The organism is Psychroserpens jangbogonensis, from assembly GCF_000797465.1.
In the GTDB taxonomy this organism is placed as follows: domain Bacteria; phylum Bacteroidota; class Bacteroidia; order Flavobacteriales; family Flavobacteriaceae; genus Psychroserpens; species Psychroserpens jangbogonensis.
The window spans coordinates 80,738-100,555 of sequence record NZ_JSWG01000012.1; the positions used below are offsets into that span (position 1 = coordinate 80,738).

Here is a 19,818-nt window from a genome sequence, read left to right on the forward strand (position 1 = left end):
TCTAAGTTGTCTTATAAAGTTACTGCTTCTCCACCTGCAGCTTCAATTGCAGCTTTTGCTGAAGCAGTAAATTTATGAGCAGTTACTGTTAATTTTGATTTTAATTCACCACGACCAAGAATTTTTACTAATTCGTTCTTTCCCGCCAAACCTAGATTAACTAGAGTTTGAAAATCAACTGCATCCTTTATTTTCTTATTGTCTACTAACTCTTGTAACTTATCTAAGTTCACACCTTGATATTCTACACGGTTAACATTTGTAAATCCAAATTTTGGTACACGTCTTTGAAGAGGCATTTGTCCACCTTCAAAACCTAATTTTTTAGAATAACCAGAACGAGATTTAGCTCCTTTGTGACCACGAGTTGCAGTACCACCTTTTCCAGAACCTTGTCCTCGACCTATTCTTTTACCTTGATTCTTTACAGAACCTTCTGCTGGTTTTAAATTACTTAAGTCCATTCTATATTATTATTTTGTTTCTTCAAAAGAAACTAAATGTGAAACTTTATTTACCATACCAAGAATACTTGGTGAAGCATCATGCTCAATTGTTTGACCAATTCTTTTTAGTCCAAGAGCTTCTAATATTCTTTTTTGGTTCTGAGTACGATTGATTGCACTTTTTACCTTTGTTACTTTAATCTTTCCCATCGTCCTATTGGTTATCCGTTAAATACTTTTTCAAGAGAAACTCCTCTATCCTTTGCAATTGTTCTTGCATCTCTTAATTGTAATAAAGCGTCAAAAGTCGCTTTTACAACATTGTGAGGGTTAGAAGAACCTTGAGATTTAGATAATACATCGTGAATACCGACGGCTTCTAATACTGTTCTCACAGCACCACCAGCAATTACACCTGTACCAGGAGCAGCAGGAATAATATTTACTCTAGCTCCACCAAATTTACCTTTTTGTTCGTGAGGTAAGGTTCCTTTAATAATAGGAATTCTTACTAAGTTTTTCTTAGCATCTTCAATTGCTTTCGCAATTGCAGTAGCAACATCCTTAGATTTTCCTAAACCGTGACCTACAACTCCAGCTTCATCACCAACCACTACGATCGCTGAAAAACCAAAAGCTCTACCACCTTTTGTTACTTTGGTAACTCTCTGTACACCAACTAAACGATCTTTAAGATCAATTCCACTTGGTTTTACTAATTCTGCGTTTTTATATTTTTGATACATAGTGTCTTAGAATTTAAGTCCGCCTTCTCTTGCGCCTTCAGCTAATGATTTTACTCTTCCGTGATATTGGTATCCACCTCTATCAAAAGAAATAGTACTGATACCAGCTTTTATTGATCTCTCAGCAACAGCTTTACCAACTAAGGTTGCCATTTCTGTTTTAGTTCCTTTTGCAGAAGCTACATCTTTATCTCTTGAAGATGCTGCAGCTAACGTTTTACCTGTTACATCATCTACTACTTGAGCGTAGATATCTTTATTGCTTCTAAAAACAGCTAATCTTGGTCTTGCTTCTGTACCAGAAACAACCTTACGGATTCTGCTTTTTATTCTTAGTCTTTTTTCGTTCTTTGTTAATGCCATAACTAATTTTTTAAGCTGATTTACCTGCTTTTCTTCTTAACTCTTCACCTACAAACTTGATCCCTTTTCCTTTATAAGGCTCAGGTCTTCTGAAGCTACGGATTTTTGCAGCAACTTGACCAACCAATTGTTTATCGTGAGATGTTAATTTTATTATTGGGTTTTTACCTTTTTCTGAAATAGTTTCAATTTTTACTTCTGGTGCAATATTTAAAACAATATTGTGAGAGAAACCTAAAGCCAAATCTAATTTCTGTCCTTGATTTGAAGCTCTATAACCTACACCTACAAGCTCTAATTCTTTACCCCATCCTTTAGAAACACCATCTATCATGTTGTTCATTAAAGATCTGTATAAACCGTGTTTAGCTTTTTGTTCTTTGTTATCTGCCGATCTAGTTACAAGTACGTTTCCGTCTTCAACTTTAATTTCAACAGTATCATAGCTTTGTGTTAATTCTCCTAATTTACCTTTTACGGTAACTAAGCTATCCTTAACATCAACCGTAACTCCTTCTGGAATTGCTACTGGATTATTTCCTATTCTTGACATGTTCTTTCTGCTTTAAATTAGTAAACGTAACACAATAATTCACCACCTACATTATCTCTTTCTGCTTGCTTACCTGTAACTACACCTTTAGATGTCGACACAATAGCAATACCTAAACCGTTAAGGATTCTTGGCATTTCTTTAGCATTAGCATACTTACGTAAACCTGGCGTGCTTATTCTTTGAATTTTCTTGATAACCGATTCTTTAGTTTCCTTGTTGTACTTCAAAGCAATTTTAATTGTTCCTTGTACACTAGAATCGTCGAATTTATAACTTAAAATATATCCTTGATCGAATAATATTTTAGTCATTTCTTTCTTTAAGTTTGATGCAGGAATTTCAACCACTCTGTGATTTGCTTTCACTGCATTTCTGATTCTTGTTAAGAAATCAGCAATTGGATCTGTATTCATTTATATTAATTTGCGGTAACGGTTTTCGTTATATCTCGAACCTGAAACCAATTTATAATTCACTATTTATCGCTAAGCGATAGATTTTACCAAGATGCTTTTCTTACACCTGGAATCAAACCTTGGTTAGCCATTTCACGAAATGTTACACGTGAAACACCAAAAGTTCTCATATATCCCTTAGGTCTTCCTGTAAGTTTACATCTATTGTGCATACGAACTGGAGAAGCGTTTTTTGGTAACTTCTGTAATGCTTCGTAATCTCCAGCTTCTTTCAAAGCTTTACGTTTTTCAGCATATTTAGCTACTGTTTTTGCTCTTTTAACCTCACGGGCTTTCATTGATTCTTTAGCCATATCTTAGTTCTTTTGAAAAGGTAATCCCATTTCAGTTAATAACGATTTTGCTTCTTTATCTGTATCAGCTGTTGTTACAAATGTAATATCCATACCAGATATTTTATTGATTTTATCAATATCTATTTCTGGAAAGATAATTTGCTCAACTACACCTAAGTTATAATTTCCACGACCATCAAAACCTGTTGCTTTGATTCCGCCAAAATCTCTTACTCTTGGTAAGGCTGAAGTTACTAAACGATCTAAAAACTCATACATTTGCTCACCTCTTAACGTTACACGAGTACCAATTGGCATTCCTTTACGTAATTTGAATGATGCAACATCCTTTTTAGATAATGTTGCTACAGCTTTTTGACCAGAAATTTTAGTTAATTCATCAATAGCATGATCAATTAATTTCTTATCAGAAACTGCACCACCTACACCTTTAGATATAACTATCTTAGTAAGTTTAGGAACTTGCATTATATTTTTATATCCGAATTCTTCTGTAAGAGCAGAAACTACTTTGTCCTTGTACTCTTGTTTTAATCTTGGAGTATACATAACTATATTACTTCATTTGATTTCTTAGAAAATCTCACTTTATTATCACCTTCCATTTTAAAACCAACTCTTGTTGCTTCTCCTTTTGAAGTTAACAACGTCAAGTTAGATATATGCATTGGTGCTTCTTTCTCTACAATTCCACCTTGAGGACTTTGTGCACTTGGTTTAGTATGTTTCTTAACCATGTTTACACCCTCTACGATGGCTTTGTTCTTATCTATAAATACTTTAAGTACTTTACCTTCTGTCCCTTTATGGTCTCCAGCGATTACTTGAACTGTATCTCCTGATTTAATTTTAAGCTTTGTCATTTTTTTATACATTAAAGCACTTCTGGTGCCAATGATACAATTTTCATGAACTGTTTGTCACGAAGTTCTCTAGCTACTGGTCCAAATACACGAGTACCTCTCATTTCTCCTGTTGGATTTAAGAGTACACAAGCATTATCGTCAAAACGAATATAAGAACCGTCTGGACGTCTTACTTCTTTTTTAGTACGAACCACTACTGCAGTTGAAACTGCACCTTTTTTAATACCTCCATTAGGCGCTGCATCTTTAACAGATACTACGATTTTGTCTCCTATTGAAGCATATCTTCTTTTTGTACCACCAAGAACACGTATTGTTAATACTTCTTTTGCTCCTGTGTTATCAGCTACTTTTAATCTAGATTCTTGTTGTACCATAATTATTTAGCTCTTTCAATTATTTCTACTAATCTCCAACATTTAGATTTACTTAAAGGTCTTGTTTCCATGATCTTTACCGTATCACCAATGTTACAGTCATTTGTTTCGTCGTGAGCAACATATTTCTTTGTTTTCAAAACGAATTTTCCATACATAGGATGTTTAACTTTTTTTACTTCTGCAACAACGATTGATTTCATCATTTTGTTACTAGTAACTACTCCTACACGTTCTTTTCTTAAATGTCTTTTTTCCATCTTTCAGCCAGAATACAATTACTGTATTTCTCTTTTAGTTAATTCTGTTGCAATTCTAGCTACTGAACGTCTAACGTTACGTAACTGAATTGGATTCTCTAATGGAGAGATTGCATGAGCCAATTTAAGGTCTGAATAACTCTTTTTTGTCTCGCTAAATTTCTCTTGTAACTCAGTTACTGATAGCTGTGTAATTTCTGCTTGCTTCATAATTTTTTATATTAAGCTTCGTAATCTCGAGCTATTAAAAACTTAGTTTTTACTGGTAGTTTTTGAGCTGCTAAACGTAATGCTTCTTTAGCAACGTCTATTGGCACACCACCAACTTCAAAAAGGATTCTTCCTGGCTTAACTACAGCTACCCAGTATTCTACAGCACCCTTTCCCTTACCCATACGAACCTCTAAAGGTTTTTTAGTAATTGGCTTGTCTGGAAATATTTTAATCCATAATTGACCTTCCCTTTTCATATAACGTGTTGCTGCAATACGAGCTGCCTCGATTTGACGTGACGTTAAAAAGTTAGTGTCTAGAGATTTTATACCAAACATACCATAAGAAAGCTGGTGTCCTCTTCCGGTATTTCCTTTCATACGTCCTTTTTGGACTTTACGAAATTTTGTTCTTTTCGGTTGTAACATTGTTCTTTGTCTTTAAAAATTACTTTCTGCGACGAGATTTATTATTATCTCTTCCGCGTCCTCCAGGTTTGCCACCTTGTTTCTTAGACAAGCCAACTAATGGAGAAAGTTCTCTTTTACCATATACTTCACCTTTCATGATCCATACTTTTACACCCAATCTACCATAAGTAGTGTGTGACTCAACTAAAGCATAGTCAATATCGGCTCTAAATGTTGATAAAGGAATACGTCCTTCTTTGTAGTGTTCACTACGTGCCATTTCAGCACCATTTAAACGACCACTGATTTGGATTTTTATTCCTTCAGCATTCATACGTATAGCAGCAGCAATTGCCATTTTGATTGCTCGTCGGTAAGAGATACGATTCTCAATTTGACGTGCGACACTTGTTCCTACTAAAAACGCATCGAGTTCAGGTCTTTTAATTTCAAAGATGTTTAACTGAACCTCTTTACCAGTAATTTTCTTAAGTTCCTCTTTCAACTTGTCTACCTCTTGGCCACCTTTTCCGATAATAATACCAGGTCTTGCAGTAGTGATAGTAACGGTTACAAGTTTAAGCGTACGCTCAATAATTACTCTAGATACACTAGCTTTTGATAAACGAGCATGGATATACTCTCTGATTTTATAGTCTTCAGCAAGTTTATCACCATAATCATTTCCACCATACCAGTTAGATTCCCATCCTCTGATAATTCCTAAACGATTTCCGATTGGATTTGTCTTTTGTCCCATATCTCTATCTAAGCTTGTGTGTTATTTTTTGCTCCAATCACAACTGTAACGTGATTAGATCTTTTTCTAATTCTGTGTGCACGACCTTGAGGTGCTGGACGTAATCTTTTTAACATAGATCCTCCGTCAACTCTAATCTCTTGCACAAATAAATCTGCTTCTTCAATACTTGCATCTTCGTTTTTAGCTTGCCAGTTAGCAATAGCTGACAATAATAATTTCTCTAAACGACGTGATGCTTCTTTAGAACTAAATCTTAAGATTTGAAGTGCTTTCTCAGCTTCTTTTCCTCTAACCAAATCCGCAACTAAGCGCATTTTTCTTGGTGAGGTAGGACAGTTATTTAATTTTGCAAATGCAACTTTCTTTCTGCCTTCCTTAATAGCGTCTGCCATTTGTTTTTTACGACTTCCCATAGCTTACTATTTTTTTCCTTTATTTTTTGCACCTGCATGACCTCTAAAAGATCTTGTTGGTGAAAATTCTCCTAATTTGTGACCTACCATGTTTTCAGTTACATAAACTGGTACAAATTGACGACCGTTGTGTACTGCGATAGTTTGTCCAACAAAATCTGGAGAAATCATCGAGGCTCTAGACCACGTTTTGATTACTGTCTTTTTGTTAGAAGCTACATTCGCTTCAACTTTTTTACTCAATTTATAATGGATGTAAGGTCCTTTTTTTAATGAACGTGCCATATTATATCAGTTATTTCTTTCTACGTTCTACAATATATTTATTACTCGCTTTAGTTTTAGAACGTGTTCTAAATCCTTTAGCTGGAATACCATTTTTAGATCTTGGATGTCCTCCTGAAGATTTACCTTCACCACCACCCATTGGGTGATCGACTGGATTCATTACCACTGGTCTTACTCTTGGTCTTCTACCTAACCATCTTGAACGTCCTGCTTTACCAGAAACAGTTAATTGATGATCTGAATTAGATACAACACCTATAGTAGCCATACATTCCGTAAGTACTAATCTTGTTTCTCCTGAAGGTAATTTAACCGTAGCGAACTTACCATCTCTTGCCATAAGTTGAGCAAATGCTCCAGCACTTCTTGCCATTACTGCTCCTTGACCAGGACGTAATTCTATACAAGAAATAATTGTACCCAAAGGTATTTGACTTAATGGCATTGCGTTACCAATTTCTGGTGCAATTCCTTCTCTTCCAGATACTACATTTTGCCCAACCTGTAATCCATTTTGTGCAATGATGTAACTCTTTTCTCCATCTTGATAATTCAATAAAGCGATAAAAGCTGTTCTGTTTGGATCGTATTGGATTGACGCAACTTCACCAGGAACTCCTGTTTTGTTACGTTTGAAATCGATAATACGATACTTTTTCTTATGACCTCCACCAATATGGCGCATGGTCATTTTTCCTCGATTGTTTCTACCACCAGATCTCTTGTTCGGAACGAGTAAACTCTTTTCCGGCTTATCAGTAGTTATGGCATCGAATCCATTTACTACTCTAAAACGCTGAGCTGATGTGATTGGTTTTAATTTTCTTACTGACATTATTGTCTAATTACATGTTAGTGTATAAATCAATTACTTCACCTTCCGCCAGTTGTACAATTGCTTTTTTAACAGCATTTGTTTTACCATGTTGAATACCAGTTTTTGTAAACTTAGTACTACGATCTGGACGGACATTTATAGTACGAACTTTTTCAACAGAAACACCATAGGTTGCTTCCACAGCCTTTTTGATTTCTACCTTGTTCGCCTTAGTGTTCACTTCAAATGCATAAGCATTTAACAACTCACTTTGCATGGTTGCTTTTTCTGTGATTATAGGTTTAATTAAGATACTCATGACTTTCTATTTACTTAAATTCGATTCAATTCCCTCTAAAGAACTCTCCAGAAGAATTAATTTATTTGCATTCAAAATTTTATAAGTGCTTAATTCTGAGTTAATTATAACATCAGACCCTTTAAAATTTCGTGATGACAAATATACATTATTATTTGAAGCACCCAACACAATCAACGATTTTTTGTCTTGTATGTCTAGCGCTTTCAATACTGCTGTAAAGTTTTTCGTCTTTGGACTATCAAAACTGAAGTCTTCCAACACAACGATATCTTTAGCATTAGCCTTCATTGTCAATGCTGATTTACGGGCAAGACGCTTAAGGTTTTTGTTCAATTTGATACTATAATTTCTTGGTCTTGGTCCGAACATACGTCCACCACCTCTAAATACACCAGATTTAATACTACCTGCTCTTGCAGTACCAGTACCTTTCTGTTTTTTAATCTTACGTGTACTTCCTGAAATTTCAGCTCTTTCTTTAGACTTATGAGTACCTTGACGTTGGTTAGCCAAATACTGCTTAACGTCTAAGTAAACTGCATGATTATTAGGCTCTATAGCGAACACATCTTTAGAAAGCTCTGCTTTTCTACCTGTGTCTTTTCCGTTTATATCTAAAACTGCTATTTTCATTATTTCTGAATAATTACATAAGAGTTTTTGTGTCCTGGAACACATCCTTTAACCACAATTAAGTTCTTTTCAGCAACTACCTTGTAGACTCTTAAATTTTCAACATATACTCTTTCGCCACCCATTCGTCCAGCCATTTTCATCCCTTTGAATACTCTCGCTGGATATGAAGCTGCACCAATAGAACCTGGAGCTCTTAAACGGTTATGCTGACCATGCGTTGCTTGACCAACACCAGCAAATCCATGACGTTTTACAACACCTTGGAAACCTTTTCCTTTTGAAGTTCCAGCTACATCAACAAATTCACCTTCAATAAAGTGATCTACTGTTATAGCATCTCCTAATTTGTAATCTCCTTCAAATCCTTGAAATTCCGCGACTTTTCTCTTAACAGAAGTACCAGCTTTTTTGGCGTGACCAATTTCAGCTTTAGTAGCACTTTTCTCTGTCTTGTCATCGAAACCAAGTTGAAGGGCACTGTACCCGTCGACCTCTTCGGTTCTGACTTGGGTAACGATACATGGTCCAGCTTCGATTACTGTACAAGGAATATTCTTCCCGTTCTCATCGAAAATGCTGGTCATACCGATCTTTTTTCCTATTAACCCAGACATAATTATTAATTTATTTATTATTACTATTTATTAAAAACTCAAGGCCGAAAATACATTCGACCTTGAATTGTATTTTTACCGTTTTTCCTTTGCACGCAGCTCCGGACATGTTTCGCTTTATATATTAAGCGTTATGATTCACTTACACTTTAATCTCAACTTCCACTCCACTTGGTAATTCAAGCTTCATTAACGCATCAATTGTTTTAGAAGATGACGAGTAAATATCTAATAATCTCTTGTAAGAGCTTAATTGAAATTGTTCTCTTGACTTCTTATTTACGTGTGGTGAACGTAATACAGTGAAAATCTTTTTGTGTGTTGGTAATGGAATTGGTCCAGTTACAACAGCACCTGTACTTTTTACTGTTTTTACAATCTTATCAGCAGATTTATCAACTAAATTGTGATCGTAAGACTTTAATTTTATTCTAATTTTCTGACTCATTTTCTTTTAGTTTTAAGCTTCTATGCCTTTTGCTGCTTTAATTACTTCTTCTGAAATATTAGAAGGAGTTTCAGCATAATGTGAAAATTCCATTGTTGATGTTGCACGACCAGATGACAATGTTCTTAATGTAGTTACATATCCAAACATTTCAGATAATGGCACAGTAGCTTTTACAGTTTTTGCACCAGCTCTATCACCCATATCACTCATTTGTCCACGACGACGATTTAAATCTCCTACTATATCACCCATATTTTCTTCAGGTGTAATCACCTCAAGTTTCATAATAGGCTCCATTATTACCGCCTTGGCAGCTTTAGCACAATTTTTAAATCCTAACTTCGCAGCTAATTCAAATGACAATTGATCAGAATCCACATCATGGTAAGATCCATCTTTCAATGTCACTTTCATAGCATCAATTTCATATCCTGCTAATGGTCCATTTACCATAGCCATTTTGAATCCTTTTTCAATTGAAGGGATAAATTCCTTAGGAACGTTACCACCTTTAATTACAGATTTGAATTGAAGTCCAGTTTCTCCCTCATCTGCAGGCTCTACAGTAAATACGATATCTGCGAATTTACCACGACCACCAGATTGCTTTTTATAAACTTCTCTATGATCAGCTGCTTGAGTAATAGCTTCTTTATATTCAACTTGTGGTTGACCTTGGTTTACTTCAACTTTAAACTCACGTCTTAAACGATCTACAATAACATCAAGGTGAAGTTCACCCATACCTGATATAATAGTCTGCCCTGAAGCTTCGTCTGAACGCACAGTAAATGTTGGGTCTTCTTCAGCTAACTTAGATAATCCAATCCCCAACTTATCAACATCTGCTTTAGTTTTAGGCTCAACCGCAATACCAATAACTGGATCTGGGAAGTCCATAGATTCTAAAACAATAGGATGCTTTTCAGCTGTAAGTGTATCTCCTGTTTTTATAGATTTAAATCCAACAGCAGCTCCAATATCACCAGCTTCTATATAATCAATTGCATTTTGCTTATTAGCGTGCATTTGATAGATACGAGAAATACGTTCTTTCTTACCAGAACGATTGTTTAACACATAAGATCCAGCGTCTAAACGACCAGAATATGCTCTAAAAAATGCTAAACGTCCTACGAAAGGATCTGTAGCAATTTTAAATGCTAATGCAGCAAACGGCTCATCTACACTTGGCTTACGAATTTCTTCTTGTTCTGTATCTGGATTCACTCCAACGATACCTTCCTTATCCATTGGAGAAGGTAAGTAACGACATACAGCGTCTAATAAGAACTGTACACCTTTATTTTTGAAAGCAGAACCACAAATCATAGGAATGATTGCCATATCCATAACAGCAGCTCTAAGTGCAGCATGCACTTCTTCTTCTGTAATAGAATCTTCATCTTCCATGAACTTCTCTAGTAAGTCCTCATCATAACTTGCTACCTCTTCAATAAGTTTAGCTCGTAAAATTTTTGCTTCTTCTTTAAGCTCTTCAGGAATATCAACAACATCAAATGTTGCACCCATTCCTTCTTCATGCCAAACAATAGCTCTATTCTTAACTAAATCGACAATTCCTTTGAAGTTTTCTTCATCACCAATATTCAAAACTATAGGCACAGCATTCGAACCTAACATTTCTTTAACTTGACCACAAACCATCATAAAATCAGAACCTTGACGATCCATTTTATTTACGAAACCAATTCTTGGTACTTTATAGTTATCGGCAAGTCTCCAGTTAGTTTCAGATTGTGGCTCAACACCATCAACTGCACTAAACAAGAATACTAAACCATCAAGTACACGTAACGAACGGTTTACTTCAACCGTAAAATCAACGTGACCTGGTGTGTCAATTATATTAAAATGGTATCCTTTTGTATCAGCATTAGCTTCTCCATTATCAGTAGGGAATTCCCACTCACAGGTTGTAGCAGCAGAAGTAATTGTAATACCTCTTTCTTGCTCTTGCTCCATCCAGTCCATTGTTGCAGCACCATCATGTACTTCACCAATTTTATGAGAAACACCTGTATAATAAAGAATACGTTCTGTAGTAGTAGTTTTTCCTGCATCAATGTGAGCAGCAATACCTATATTTCTTGTGAATTTTAAATCTCTTGCCATTTCTTATTAAAATCTAAAGTGAGAGAATGCCTTATTTGCTTCAGCCATTTTATGAGTATCAACTCTTTTCTTAACAGCTGCACCTTCTTCTTTAGCTGCAGCTAAAATTTCAGCAGCTAATTTTTGTGGCATAGATTTTTCATTTCTTTTTCTTGAGAAAGATATCAACCACTTCATAGCTGTTGATACTTTTCTGTCTGGACGAATTTGCATTGGAATTTGGAATGTAGCACCACCAACACGACGACTACGTACTTCTACGTGAGGCATTACGTTTGATAAAGCATCTTTCCATGTTTCTAAAGCTGTTTTTTCTTCGTCAGTTTTCTTTGATTCTACAATGTCAATTGCATCATAGAATACTTTAAAAGCTACAGACTTCTTTCCATCCCACATCATCATGTTAACGAAACGAGTTACTAACTGATCGTTAAAACGTGGATCCGGTAAAAGCGGTCTCTTTTTTGCTGCTCTTTTTCTCATGTCTTCTTCTTAAAGTTTTAAATTACTTCTTAGGGCGTTTTGCACCATACTTAGATCTACGTTGTGTTCTACCTGCGACACCTGCTGTGTCTAAGGCACCACGAACGATGTGATATCTAACTCCTGGCAAATCTTTTACCCTTCCACCTCTAACCAATACTATCGAGTGCTCTTGCAAATTGTGTCCTTCACCACCGATGTATGCATTAACCTCGTTTCCGTTTGTTAAACGAACCCTTGCTACCTTACGCATTGCTGAGTTTGGTTTTTTAGGAGTCGTCGTGTAAACACGAGTACACACACCACGTCTTTGTGGACACGAATCTAAAGCAGCCGATTTACTCTTCTTGGTTATTTTGGCTCTTCCTTTTCGTACTAATTGTGAAATTGTTGGCATATATTTCTATATAATTATTATTTAACCCTCTCTTTAGAGGGCTGCAAAGGTAGAAATAAATTTGAGTTTTTCAAATGCTAAGCCATTAATTTTTAAAAGTTTTCAAAATTATTTTATCTCTTGCATATTTTTACTTGGTATTTTGCGTTAGTTTTGAAAAATAATCCAGTAGATGTCTAGTAAATTTCATATTTATATAACTTTAATATTTTGTCTATTTTTTGTGCAAGTTTATTCACAGAGTCTAGAACTTAAGGTTTATGGAAGTGATAAAACTGAAACTAAGATTATAGATTCATTAGGTTATGAAAATTATTTCAAGGATTATAGTTCACTTAGTAAGGAGGTTGATTCGTTAGCTAAACGATTATTATCCATTGGCTACATAAACAGCAAGTTATTAGATCTCAAAAAAAAGAATGATTCGTTGCATGAGGTACAGTTCAGTTTGAAAACACGTTTTAAATCCATTACCATAAATCATAACGGTTTAATAGATGAAGACATTTTAAAACTAAGTGATTTAAAATTCGACGGAACTTCGTTTACTCTTCCAGTTTCAAAATTAGAACAAACCTTAGAATTTATAAACGCCGAAATTGCTAATCGAGGCAAACCCTTTTCTACACTTCAACTTATAGACATTAAACTAGAAAGCGAAACGAGTCTATCAGCAAGTTTAGAACTATCGCAACCTTTAGAGCGTACAATTGATAAAATAATCATTAAAGGTTATGAAAAGTTCCCAAAGACATATGTCAAACGGTATATGAAAATAAAAATCGGTCAACGTTTTAACTTAGCTCGTATTAAAGAAAAAACTTCTGAACTTAATGACTTACGTTTCGCCAATCAGATTAAAGATCCTGAAGTTCTTTTTACAAAAGATTCTACTATACTCTATATGTACATAGAAAAATCTAAGAGTAATTCTTTTGATGGTTTTTTAGGATTTGGAACAAATGAAGATACCAATAAAATTGAATTTGACGGTTATTTAAACTTAAGTCTTACAAATAATCTTAATTATGGTGAAACCTTAAAATTGCTTTATAAAAGCGATGAGAATGATCAGCAAACCTTTGATGGTAAAGTAACAATGCCATACATGTTTGGTTCTCCATTAGGTGTAGAAGTCAACCTTAATATATTTAGGAAAGATTCGACGTTTGTAACAGCCAGACAATCTGCAAAACTCAATTACCAAATTAATTCTAACCATATAATTGGTATTGGTTTAAGTGGTGTGAATTCTTCTGACTTATTAGACACTGAAGTCTCGTCCATAAACGATTTTAATTCGAGCTACTATTTTACGAATTATGTGTTTACTCAACGTCAGAATTATGATTTTCTATTCCCTGTAAATTTCTTGTTCGATATTACTGCAGGATTTGGAAATAGAACGTTTGATGATATCAAAGAAGACCAAACAAAATTTGCCGTCAATACATTTAAGATTTTTAATCTTAATGATCGGAATAGCATTTATGTTAGAGGGAGTGGTCAACTTATAGATTCTGATTCTTTCCTTGAAAATGAACTTCCTAGATTTGGAGGAATTAACTCTATTCGTGGTTTTGAAGAGAATAGTTTGATTGGTAATCTATTTGGAGTGATCAATACTGAATATCGCTATCGCTTAAACCGAGACATTTATGTGCATTCGGTTATTGATGCAGCCTATTTTGAAAATAAGATAAGTGACCAGAAAGGAAAATTATTTGGTTTTGGTTTTGGTTTTGGTCTACTTAGTAAGGCTGGACTGTTTCGCTTTAATTATTCTAGTGGAAAAACAGAAAATCAACAATTCAAATTATCCGATTCTAAAGTACATTTAAGTTTAACGGCTACTTTTTAACAACATTCACTTCATCTTATACCTAATATTGACGCCTAAAAAGCGTCTTTTTTTATACCTTTAACCCATTGAAAAAGAAAAATAATTCTTGAATTGAATTGATTTCCTCGAAATCGTGATTTTTACAAGGAACGCGACACGAGTACAATCATTCTATTCGACAATAATCTAATTATGACTTTAAAAAAAATTGCGTGTCTTTTAATATGTATTGCTTCTAGTTCAATATTAATTTCACAAAACACGGTAGGAGTTCTTTCGTATAATCAAACGGACACCTACAACGGATTAACACTATTCACTTCTCAAACTGAAACCTATTTAATAAATAGTTGTGGTGAAGTAGTAAACCAATGGACTAGTGCTTACCCTCCAGGAAATGCCGTTTATCTATTAGAAGATGGTTCTTTATTAAGAGCTGGAAAAGTTGGAAATACTACTATAGTTTTTGGTGGTACAGGAGGAATTGTTGAAAAATTTGATTGGGATGGCAATCTAACTTGGAGTTATACCGTATCAAGTGATACTACGTTACAACATCACGATATTTTCCCAATGCCTAATGGAAATGTTTTAGTGCTTGCTGTTACTATAATGTCAAATGCTGAAGCAATACAAGCAGGACGTGATCCAAGTTTCCTTACAGATTCTATACTTTATAACGAGCAAATAATGGAGATTGAACCAGTTGGTGTCGATCAAGCTAATATCGTTTGGGAATGGAATGTCAAGGATCATTTGATTCAAGATTTTGATGTAACAAAGGACAATTTTGGTGTTGTAGAAGACAATCCTCAATTACTCGACATTAACTTTTTAGGTGGTTTAAGCGGAAGTGCGAACTGGTTACATGTGAATTCTATTCAGTATAATGACAATCTAAATCAAATCGTAATGAGCTCTAGACACATGAGTGAATTATATATTATTGATCATTCAACTACAACATCTGAGGCTTCAACAAATATAGGAGGCATTTACGGTAATGGTGGTGACTTTTTGTATCGATGGGGAAATCCTCAATCGTATAGACAAGGCATTCAGAGCGACCAAAAACTTTATGGTCAGCACTATCCTCACTGGATTCCTGCTGGCTTACCAAATGCTGGTCAGCTTATCTTATTTAATAATGGCTTTTCTAGAGCGCCTAGTTTTTCAGAAGTATTTATTTTTACACCTCCAACGACAGCTCCAGGCGTTTATGAATATGTTCCTGACACAGCTTATGGACCAACAAGCACTGATTACACCTATACCAATCCAGACGATCCTATTAATTTCTTTTCAAGAATATTATCTAGTGCGCAAGTACTTCCTAATGGAAATATCTTGATTTGTGATGGTGATTCTGGCTATTTCTTTGAAATTGATAGTAGTAATAATATCGTTTGGGAATATATTAACCCAACTGGAGCAACGGGAATTTTATCACAAGGTGACGATCCTATTGGCATACCAAATTTAGTTTTTAGAGCTATTAAATACGATCTTGCTTATCCTGCATTTACGGGAAGAGATCTAACTCCTGGAATCCCAATTGAATTAAATTCAGGTATAAATGAACCATGTGATGTTTTAAGTACTGAAGAATTTTCATTTCAGGATTTAGCAATTTACCCAAATCCAGCAACAGACATTATTAAAGTAAACTCAACTCAACTCATTAGCAAAATAGAGGTTTATAATAGTCTTGGAGCTTTAATAAATCAAGTAAGTGATGTTAATGAAATAAATGTTTCCAACTATGATTCTGGAATTTACTTTTTAAGAATTTCTTCAAACTTGAGATCCGTCACCAAAAAAATAATAAAACAATAAATTATCTATACATAATTTAAGACCACCTTTTATAAGGTGGTTTTTTTTATACCTTTGGCGCATGGAAAAAGAGACTACAATTTTTGGAATTCGTGCAATTATGGAAGCCGTTAAATCTGAAGAAAACATCGATAAAGTATTTTTGCAAAAAGGATTACGAGGTGATTTATTTTCAGAATTGGAAGAATTGCTTAGAAAAGAACGCCTCAATATTTCTTATGTTCCAGTTGAGAAACTAAATAGACTTTCTAAACAAAATCATCAAGGTGCAATAGCTCAAATAGCTCCTATAACCTTTGCTACAATTGAGGATTTAGTAGAATCTGTTTTAGAGTCTGACAAAACACCACTCTTCCTTCTACTCGATCAATTAAGTGATGTAAGAAATTTTGGAGCAATAATTAGAACTGCTGAATGCACAGGAGTTTCAGGAATTATCATTCAGAAAAAAGGTGGTGCACCAGTAAATGGAGATACTATAAAAACTAGTGCAGGTGCAATTTTCAAGATTCCGATTTGTAAGGTAGATCATATTAAGGATGCTGTATTTTACATGCAAGCCTCAGGAATTAAAGTGATTTCTGCGACTGAAAAAGCAGAAAACACTATTTACGATGTTTCGTTTAAAGAACCTTGTGCTATTGTTATGGGTTCTGAAGGTAAAGGGATTAATCCTTCAGTATTGAAAATTTCTGATGAAACAGCGAAACTGCCAATCTTAGGAGAAATAGAATCTTTAAATGTATCTGTAGCTTGTGGAGCCTTTCTTTACGAAGCTGTTAGACAACGACGTTAATCCTTATTTTCTTTAAACGTATAAGTAACATCTGATTGATTATCCTCGGAAGGCAATTCGTCTTCAATCTCAGGTTCTATAATTTCAATAAAGTTTCCGTCTTCATCAAAGTGTTTTAAAAAAGGATCATTGTCTTCGTTATAATCTGGTTGTTGCCAAACGTAACGTTCTGGTTTAGCTACAGATTTTCGGAAAATAATTGCAAAAAGTAACCCAGAAATTAATCCGCCAAGATGCCCTTCCCAAGACATGCCTTCCTTTACAGGAAACACATACCATATCATACTTCCGTATAAAAAAATAATCAAAAGTGATAAAGCAACCAATCTAAAATGTTTTGCAAAAACGCCTTTAAAGAAAATAAAACTCACAAGAACATATATCAAGCCACTCGCTCCAATATGATTTGATGGTCGACCAATAATCCAAGTGATTAAACCAGATAAAACAATTCCGTAGAGAATAACTTTCCAAGAGATTCTCCGATAGAAATAAAACAAGGCGACCGATAGAATAAATAAAGGAATACTATTATGATATAAATGTTGAATATCTGCGTGTATAAATGGGCTAAAAAAGATGCCACTTAGTCCTTCAAGCTTTTGAGGATACACTCCAAACGTTTTAATAGCAGGAAAAAAACGTACTTGTAACCAAAATACGATCCATATCAAAAGCACAAAAAATACAGGATATGCAACGACTCCTGTAGAATATTTAAACTGTTGTTGGTTATGACTCATCTTCAAATTTAGAATTTAATTAGCAAAATGCTCTCCATTTATTAAAACTATGAAATATTGTCACATTCGTTTTTTGTAATTTTACATTATGAACGAACCTTTAGCAGAACGATTACGTCCGCAAACTCTTGACGATTATTTAAGTCAGTCGCATTTAGTTGGCAAAACTGGCGTTTTAACTCAACAATTGCAACATGGAATAATTGCTTCTATGATTTTTTGGGGTCCACCTGGTACTGGAAAGACTACACTTGCTAATATTATTGCAAACGAATCCGACAGACCTTTTTACGCATTAAGTGCTATAAATTCTGGCGTTAAAGATATTAGAGAAGTCATTGATAAGGCCAAGCAAAGAGGCGGATTATTCACAACTAAAAACCCTATTTTATTCATTGATGAGATTCATAGGTTTAGTAAATCTCAACAAGATTCTCTATTACAAGCTGTTGAAAAAGGTTGGGTCACACTTATTGGTGCTACAACTGAAAACCCAAGTTTTGAGGTGATTCCTGCCCTACTTTCAAGGTGTCAAGTATATGTTTTAAATGCCTTTGATAAAAAAGATTTGGAAGCGCTTTTAAAACGTGCCATTAAAGATGACGATTTATTATCAAAACGAAATATAAAACTAAAAGAAACCGAAGCACTTATCAGAATCTCTGGAGGTGATGCTCGTAAATTACTTAACGTTTTTGAGTTAATCGTTACATCGTATAACAGTGATGAAAAGATTATAATTACAAATGATGTTGTTTCTGAAAAAATCCAAAGTAATACAGTTCGATATGACAAAACAGGTGAGCAACATTATGATATCATTTCAGCCTTTATAAAATCGATTAGAGGCAGTGACCCTAATGCTGCTGTGTATTGGTTAGCGCGAATGATTGAAGGAGGTGAAGATGTGAAGTTTATTGCAAGACGTTTACTTATTTTAGCCAGTGAAGATATTGGGAATGCAAATCCGACCGCATTGGTAATTGCAAACAACACATTTCAAGCTGTTTCTATTATTGGTTTTCCTGAATCTCGAATAATCTTAAGTCAATGTGCTACTTATTTGGCTACGTCACCAAAAAGCAATGCTGCATATGAAGCTATTGGTAAAGCTCTAAAACTGGTTAAAGAAACGGGAGACTTATCTGTACCTCTATCTGTAAGAAATGCACCAACTAAATTAATGAAAGAATTGGGTTATGGTGAAGATTATAAATATGCGCATAGCTATGATAACAATTTTGCGAACCAGGAATTCCTACCTGAAGAAATAAAAAATACAACCCTATATAATCCAGGAAACAATTCTAGAGAGAATGCGCAACGTGAATTTTTAAAGCAACGCTGGAAAGACAAATACGGTTATTAAAATTTAATATTCAAGGTTTCTAATGAGGTTGCATTACCATCATTTTTTGATAAATACCAAAACCCATCTTCTTTATAAACAATAGCATTCTGGTCTTTAACAATGAACGTGTTTTCTTTTGGTGTTTCTAAAAGTATCATGATTACTTTTGGTGTTTTATCAACCACTTGAAAACCCTTGTCTATAGGTTGAGCGTAGAGTATTTTGATGTCTTCTGTTAGCTCTTGAGGTGTTTCAATCGGTTCCTTTTTAGGCGAAGTAATAACTACTGGTACAATTACAGCTTGTTTAACTACCTTTTCTTCTTTTAGAGCAGCAACTTCTTGTTTTAAACGTTCAATTTCTTCTTGTGCAACTATAGTTTCTTCTTCATTTTGTTTAGTAGTATCAGCACTAACATTTGTTGGCAATGCAGTAATTTTTAAATCTGGTTTATAATTGTACTCGTAAAATTGAAAGGTTTGAAAAGCATCTCGTACTGCCAAATTATAAGCCACTTTAAATTCTTTTTCTCTAGTTTTTCCAATTTTTGAAGACGCTACTATCACTCCATTACAATCCATCAGATTAATTTGAAGTCTTGTACTTAAAAAACCACCTTTAACTTTTACTAGGTCTGTTTTAAGTGCTAAACATCTATTCTGACGCAAATCCTCTGGAAAAGGATCATTTTCCAAAAATGCGGTATAGCCATATTTATTAAACAAAAATTTAGTCAAAGAATTAATTTGATACTTGTCTACGTCCTTCAAAAATTCAAATTTCAAAGGGACTATGACATACTTATAATTGTCAATAGCTTCTACATTTATTTTCTCTTCTTGAGAAGACGCATTAAAAGCAAAAAAGAAGGATAGTGAAAGAATTAGAACTATGTTTTTCATGTGAATTATCAGTTTTTT

The 19,818-nt window shown here is 34.4% G+C and carries 30 protein-coding genes; 4 read left to right on the forward strand and 26 right to left on the reverse strand.

Features of this window, described 5'->3' with window-relative positions; genetic code table 11:
• Positions 1-11 precede the first annotated feature (11 nt).
• From rplO to rpsL, 24 genes are all read right to left on the reverse strand, one after another.
• Complete coding sequence (gene rplO / locus RH81_RS12400) at positions 12-464, reverse strand: 50S ribosomal protein L15 (protein WP_033960796.1); 453 nt, start codon at positions 462-464, stop codon at positions 12-14.
• A 9-nt stretch (positions 465-473) separates the two neighbouring features.
• On the reverse strand, positions 474-656 hold the full coding sequence (rpmD, locus tag RH81_RS12405) for a 50S ribosomal protein L30 (RefSeq protein ID WP_033960798.1): 183 nt from the start codon (positions 654-656) through the stop codon (positions 474-476).
• An 11-nt stretch (positions 657-667) separates the two neighbouring features.
• Positions 668-1,192 carry a 30S ribosomal protein S5 gene (rpsE, locus tag RH81_RS12410; protein WP_033960800.1) on the reverse strand — a complete coding sequence of 175 codons (525 nt, stop codon included), beginning with the start codon at positions 1,190-1,192 and terminating at the stop codon, positions 668-670.
• A gap of 6 nt (positions 1,193-1,198) precedes the next feature.
• Entirely contained in the window at positions 1,199-1,555 is a 357-nt protein-coding gene (gene rplR / locus RH81_RS12415; protein ID WP_033960802.1) for a 50S ribosomal protein L18, read from the reverse strand.
• Between the two features lie 10 nt (positions 1,556-1,565).
• Positions 1,566-2,108, reverse strand: coding sequence for a 50S ribosomal protein L6 (gene rplF / locus RH81_RS12420; protein ID WP_033960804.1), 543 nt, complete (start codon positions 2,106-2,108; stop codon positions 1,566-1,568).
• A gap of 17 nt (positions 2,109-2,125) precedes the next feature.
• Positions 2,126-2,524 (reverse strand): 30S ribosomal protein S8, encoded by a 399-nt coding sequence (gene rpsH, locus RH81_RS12425; RefSeq protein ID WP_033960806.1) that lies wholly within the window; start codon positions 2,522-2,524, stop codon positions 2,126-2,128.
• Positions 2,525-2,610: 86 nt separating this feature from the next.
• Positions 2,611-2,880, reverse strand: coding sequence for a 30S ribosomal protein S14 (gene rpsN / locus RH81_RS12430; protein WP_033960808.1), 270 nt, complete (start codon positions 2,878-2,880; stop codon positions 2,611-2,613).
• A 3-nt stretch (positions 2,881-2,883) separates the two neighbouring features.
• Positions 2,884-3,432, reverse strand: coding sequence for a 50S ribosomal protein L5 (gene rplE, locus RH81_RS12435; RefSeq protein WP_033960810.1), 549 nt, complete (start codon positions 3,430-3,432; stop codon positions 2,884-2,886).
• A gap of 2 nt (positions 3,433-3,434) precedes the next feature.
• Positions 3,435-3,746 (reverse strand): 50S ribosomal protein L24, encoded by a 312-nt coding sequence (gene rplX / locus RH81_RS12440; RefSeq protein WP_033961272.1) that lies wholly within the window; start codon positions 3,744-3,746, stop codon positions 3,435-3,437.
• A gap of 11 nt (positions 3,747-3,757) precedes the next feature.
• Complete coding sequence (gene rplN, locus RH81_RS12445) at positions 3,758-4,126, reverse strand: 50S ribosomal protein L14 (protein WP_033960812.1); 369 nt, start codon at positions 4,124-4,126, stop codon at positions 3,758-3,760.
• Positions 4,127-4,128: 2 nt separating this feature from the next.
• Positions 4,129-4,386, reverse strand: coding sequence for a 30S ribosomal protein S17 (gene rpsQ / locus RH81_RS12450; protein WP_033960814.1), 258 nt, complete (start codon positions 4,384-4,386; stop codon positions 4,129-4,131).
• 18 nt (positions 4,387-4,404) lie between these two features.
• Positions 4,405-4,596 carry a 50S ribosomal protein L29 gene (gene rpmC, locus RH81_RS12455; RefSeq protein ID WP_033960816.1) on the reverse strand — a complete coding sequence of 64 codons (192 nt, stop codon included), beginning with the start codon at positions 4,594-4,596 and terminating at the stop codon, positions 4,405-4,407.
• An 11-nt stretch (positions 4,597-4,607) separates the two neighbouring features.
• Positions 4,608-5,027 carry a 50S ribosomal protein L16 gene (gene rplP, locus RH81_RS12460; RefSeq protein ID WP_033960818.1) on the reverse strand — a complete coding sequence of 140 codons (420 nt, stop codon included), beginning with the start codon at positions 5,025-5,027 and terminating at the stop codon, positions 4,608-4,610.
• 19 nt (positions 5,028-5,046) lie between these two features.
• Positions 5,047-5,769: a 30S ribosomal protein S3 gene (gene rpsC, locus RH81_RS12465; protein WP_033960820.1), complete on the reverse strand. Its 723-nt coding sequence runs from the start codon at positions 5,767-5,769 to the stop codon at positions 5,047-5,049.
• 8 nt (positions 5,770-5,777) lie between these two features.
• On the reverse strand, positions 5,778-6,185 hold the full coding sequence (rplV, locus tag RH81_RS12470; protein ID WP_033960823.1) for a 50S ribosomal protein L22: 408 nt from the start codon (positions 6,183-6,185) through the stop codon (positions 5,778-5,780).
• A 6-nt stretch (positions 6,186-6,191) separates the two neighbouring features.
• A complete protein-coding gene (gene rpsS, locus RH81_RS12475; protein ID WP_033960826.1) occupies positions 6,192-6,470 on the reverse strand; it encodes a 30S ribosomal protein S19 in 279 nt (92 codons plus the stop codon).
• 10 nt (positions 6,471-6,480) lie between these two features.
• A complete protein-coding gene (gene rplB / locus RH81_RS12480; RefSeq protein ID WP_033960828.1) occupies positions 6,481-7,308 on the reverse strand; it encodes a 50S ribosomal protein L2 in 828 nt (275 codons plus the stop codon).
• 10 nt (positions 7,309-7,318) lie between these two features.
• Complete coding sequence (rplW, locus tag RH81_RS12485) at positions 7,319-7,609, reverse strand: 50S ribosomal protein L23 (RefSeq protein ID WP_033960829.1); 291 nt, start codon at positions 7,607-7,609, stop codon at positions 7,319-7,321.
• A gap of 6 nt (positions 7,610-7,615) precedes the next feature.
• Entirely contained in the window at positions 7,616-8,245 is a 630-nt protein-coding gene (rplD, locus tag RH81_RS12490; protein WP_033960830.1) for a 50S ribosomal protein L4, read from the reverse strand.
• Positions 8,245-8,862: a 50S ribosomal protein L3 gene (rplC, locus tag RH81_RS12495; protein WP_033960831.1), complete on the reverse strand. Its 618-nt coding sequence runs from the start codon at positions 8,860-8,862 to the stop codon at positions 8,245-8,247. Before rplC ends, rplD begins: the two co-directional genes overlap by 1 nt.
• A gap of 142 nt (positions 8,863-9,004) precedes the next feature.
• On the reverse strand, positions 9,005-9,310 hold the full coding sequence (gene rpsJ, locus RH81_RS12500) for a 30S ribosomal protein S10 (RefSeq protein ID WP_007650482.1): 306 nt from the start codon (positions 9,308-9,310) through the stop codon (positions 9,005-9,007).
• 12 nt (positions 9,311-9,322) lie between these two features.
• Positions 9,323-11,449, reverse strand: coding sequence for an elongation factor G (fusA, locus tag RH81_RS12505; protein WP_033960838.1), 2,127 nt, complete (start codon positions 11,447-11,449; stop codon positions 9,323-9,325).
• A gap of 6 nt (positions 11,450-11,455) precedes the next feature.
• Complete coding sequence (rpsG, locus tag RH81_RS12510) at positions 11,456-11,932, reverse strand: 30S ribosomal protein S7 (RefSeq protein WP_033960842.1); 477 nt, start codon at positions 11,930-11,932, stop codon at positions 11,456-11,458.
• A gap of 22 nt (positions 11,933-11,954) precedes the next feature.
• A complete protein-coding gene (gene rpsL, locus RH81_RS12515; protein WP_008269190.1) occupies positions 11,955-12,329 on the reverse strand; it encodes a 30S ribosomal protein S12 in 375 nt (124 codons plus the stop codon).
• A gap of 223 nt (positions 12,330-12,552) precedes the next feature.
• On the opposite strand from rpsL, the gene RH81_RS12520 reads away from it, so the two are divergent.
• The 3 genes from RH81_RS12520 to rlmB all read left to right on the forward strand — a co-directional run bounded on the left by RH81_RS12520 (position 12,553) and on the right by rlmB (position 16,804).
• Positions 12,553-14,190 (forward strand): POTRA domain-containing protein, encoded by a 1,638-nt coding sequence (locus RH81_RS12520; RefSeq protein WP_033961274.1) that lies wholly within the window; start codon positions 12,553-12,555, stop codon positions 14,188-14,190.
• A 174-nt stretch (positions 14,191-14,364) separates the two neighbouring features.
• On the forward strand, positions 14,365-16,008 hold the full coding sequence (locus RH81_RS12525) for an aryl-sulfate sulfotransferase (protein ID WP_033960843.1): 1,644 nt from the start codon (positions 14,365-14,367) through the stop codon (positions 16,006-16,008).
• A 61-nt stretch (positions 16,009-16,069) separates the two neighbouring features.
• Entirely contained in the window at positions 16,070-16,804 is a 735-nt protein-coding gene (rlmB, locus tag RH81_RS12530; protein ID WP_033960844.1) for a 23S rRNA (guanosine(2251)-2'-O)-methyltransferase RlmB, read from the forward strand.
• On the opposite strand, the gene RH81_RS12535 is transcribed toward rlmB, so the two are convergent.
• A complete protein-coding gene (locus tag RH81_RS12535; protein ID WP_033960845.1) occupies positions 16,801-17,547 on the reverse strand; it encodes a rhomboid family intramembrane serine protease in 747 nt (248 codons plus the stop codon). The genes rlmB and RH81_RS12535 overlap by 4 nt on opposite strands.
• Before the next feature lie 88 nt (positions 17,548-17,635).
• On the opposite strand from RH81_RS12535, the gene RH81_RS12540 reads away from it, so the two are divergent.
• Positions 17,636-18,916, forward strand: coding sequence for a replication-associated recombination protein A (locus RH81_RS12540; RefSeq protein WP_033960846.1), 1,281 nt, complete (start codon positions 17,636-17,638; stop codon positions 18,914-18,916).
• On the opposite strand, the gene RH81_RS16565 is transcribed toward RH81_RS12540, so the two are convergent.
• Entirely contained in the window at positions 18,913-19,800 is an 888-nt protein-coding gene (locus RH81_RS16565; RefSeq protein WP_052172547.1) for a hypothetical protein, read from the reverse strand. The two genes, RH81_RS12540 and RH81_RS16565, sit on opposite strands and share 4 nt — an antisense overlap.
• Positions 19,801-19,818: the final 18 nt, after the last annotated feature.

What these genes read in the sequence shown, in the direction of transcription:
- rplD (WP_033960830.1), bottom strand. Translation starts at nt 8,245, where the DNA reads ATGAAAATAGCAGTTTTAGATATAAACGGAAAAGACACAGGTAGAAAA.
- rplO (WP_033960796.1), bottom strand. Translation starts at nt 464, where the DNA reads ATGGACTTAAGTAATTTAAAACCAGCAGAAGGTTCTGTAAAGAATCAA.
- RH81_RS16565 (WP_052172547.1), bottom strand. Translation starts at nt 19,800, where the DNA reads ATGAAAAACATAGTTCTAATTCTTTCACTATCCTTCTTTTTTGCTTTT.
- rpmD (WP_033960798.1), bottom strand. Translation starts at nt 656, where the DNA reads ATGGGAAAGATTAAAGTAACAAAGGTAAAAAGTGCAATCAATCGTACT.
- rpsG (WP_033960842.1), bottom strand. Translation starts at nt 11,932, where the DNA reads ATGAGAAAAAGAGCAGCAAAAAAGAGACCGCTTTTACCGGATCCACGT.
- rpsL (WP_008269190.1), bottom strand. Translation starts at nt 12,329, where the DNA reads ATGCCAACAATTTCACAATTAGTACGAAAAGGAAGAGCCAAAATAACC.
- rplP (WP_033960818.1), bottom strand. Translation starts at nt 5,027, where the DNA reads ATGTTACAACCGAAAAGAACAAAATTTCGTAAAGTCCAAAAAGGACGT.
- RH81_RS12525 (WP_033960843.1), top strand. Translation starts at nt 14,365, where the DNA reads ATGACTTTAAAAAAAATTGCGTGTCTTTTAATATGTATTGCTTCTAGT.
- rpsH (WP_033960806.1), bottom strand. Translation starts at nt 2,524, where the DNA reads ATGAATACAGATCCAATTGCTGATTTCTTAACAAGAATCAGAAATGCA.
- rlmB (WP_033960844.1), top strand. Translation starts at nt 16,070, where the DNA reads ATGGAAAAAGAGACTACAATTTTTGGAATTCGTGCAATTATGGAAGCC.
- rpsJ (WP_007650482.1), bottom strand. Translation starts at nt 9,310, where the DNA reads ATGAGTCAGAAAATTAGAATAAAATTAAAGTCTTACGATCACAATTTA.
- rpsE (WP_033960800.1), bottom strand. Translation starts at nt 1,192, where the DNA reads ATGTATCAAAAATATAAAAACGCAGAATTAGTAAAACCAAGTGGAATT.
- rplE (WP_033960810.1), bottom strand. Translation starts at nt 3,432, where the DNA reads ATGTATACTCCAAGATTAAAACAAGAGTACAAGGACAAAGTAGTTTCT.
- rplW (WP_033960829.1), bottom strand. Translation starts at nt 7,609, where the DNA reads ATGAGTATCTTAATTAAACCTATAATCACAGAAAAAGCAACCATGCAA.
- rpsC (WP_033960820.1), bottom strand. Translation starts at nt 5,769, where the DNA reads ATGGGACAAAAGACAAATCCAATCGGAAATCGTTTAGGAATTATCAGA.
- RH81_RS12540 (WP_033960846.1), top strand. Translation starts at nt 17,636, where the DNA reads ATGAACGAACCTTTAGCAGAACGATTACGTCCGCAAACTCTTGACGAT.
- rpsN (WP_033960808.1), bottom strand. Translation starts at nt 2,880, where the DNA reads ATGGCTAAAGAATCAATGAAAGCCCGTGAGGTTAAAAGAGCAAAAACA.
- rplF (WP_033960804.1), bottom strand. Translation starts at nt 2,108, where the DNA reads ATGTCAAGAATAGGAAATAATCCAGTAGCAATTCCAGAAGGAGTTACG.
- rpmC (WP_033960816.1), bottom strand. Translation starts at nt 4,596, where the DNA reads ATGAAGCAAGCAGAAATTACACAGCTATCAGTAACTGAGTTACAAGAG.
- RH81_RS12535 (WP_033960845.1), bottom strand. Translation starts at nt 17,547, where the DNA reads ATGAGTCATAACCAACAACAGTTTAAATATTCTACAGGAGTCGTTGCA.
- rplX (WP_033961272.1), bottom strand. Translation starts at nt 3,746, where the DNA reads ATGACAAAGCTTAAAATTAAATCAGGAGATACAGTTCAAGTAATCGCT.
- rplC (WP_033960831.1), bottom strand. Translation starts at nt 8,862, where the DNA reads ATGTCTGGGTTAATAGGAAAAAAGATCGGTATGACCAGCATTTTCGAT.
- rpsS (WP_033960826.1), bottom strand. Translation starts at nt 6,470, where the DNA reads ATGGCACGTTCATTAAAAAAAGGACCTTACATCCATTATAAATTGAGT.
- fusA (WP_033960838.1), bottom strand. Translation starts at nt 11,449, where the DNA reads ATGGCAAGAGATTTAAAATTCACAAGAAATATAGGTATTGCTGCTCAC.
- rpsQ (WP_033960814.1), bottom strand. Translation starts at nt 4,386, where the DNA reads ATGGAAAAAAGACATTTAAGAAAAGAACGTGTAGGAGTAGTTACTAGT.
- rplN (WP_033960812.1), bottom strand. Translation starts at nt 4,126, where the DNA reads ATGGTACAACAAGAATCTAGATTAAAAGTAGCTGATAACACAGGAGCA.
- rplB (WP_033960828.1), bottom strand. Translation starts at nt 7,308, where the DNA reads ATGTCAGTAAGAAAATTAAAACCAATCACATCAGCTCAGCGTTTTAGA.
- rplR (WP_033960802.1), bottom strand. Translation starts at nt 1,555, where the DNA reads ATGGCATTAACAAAGAACGAAAAAAGACTAAGAATAAAAAGCAGAATC.
- rplV (WP_033960823.1), bottom strand. Translation starts at nt 6,185, where the DNA reads ATGGGAAGTCGTAAAAAACAAATGGCAGACGCTATTAAGGAAGGCAGA.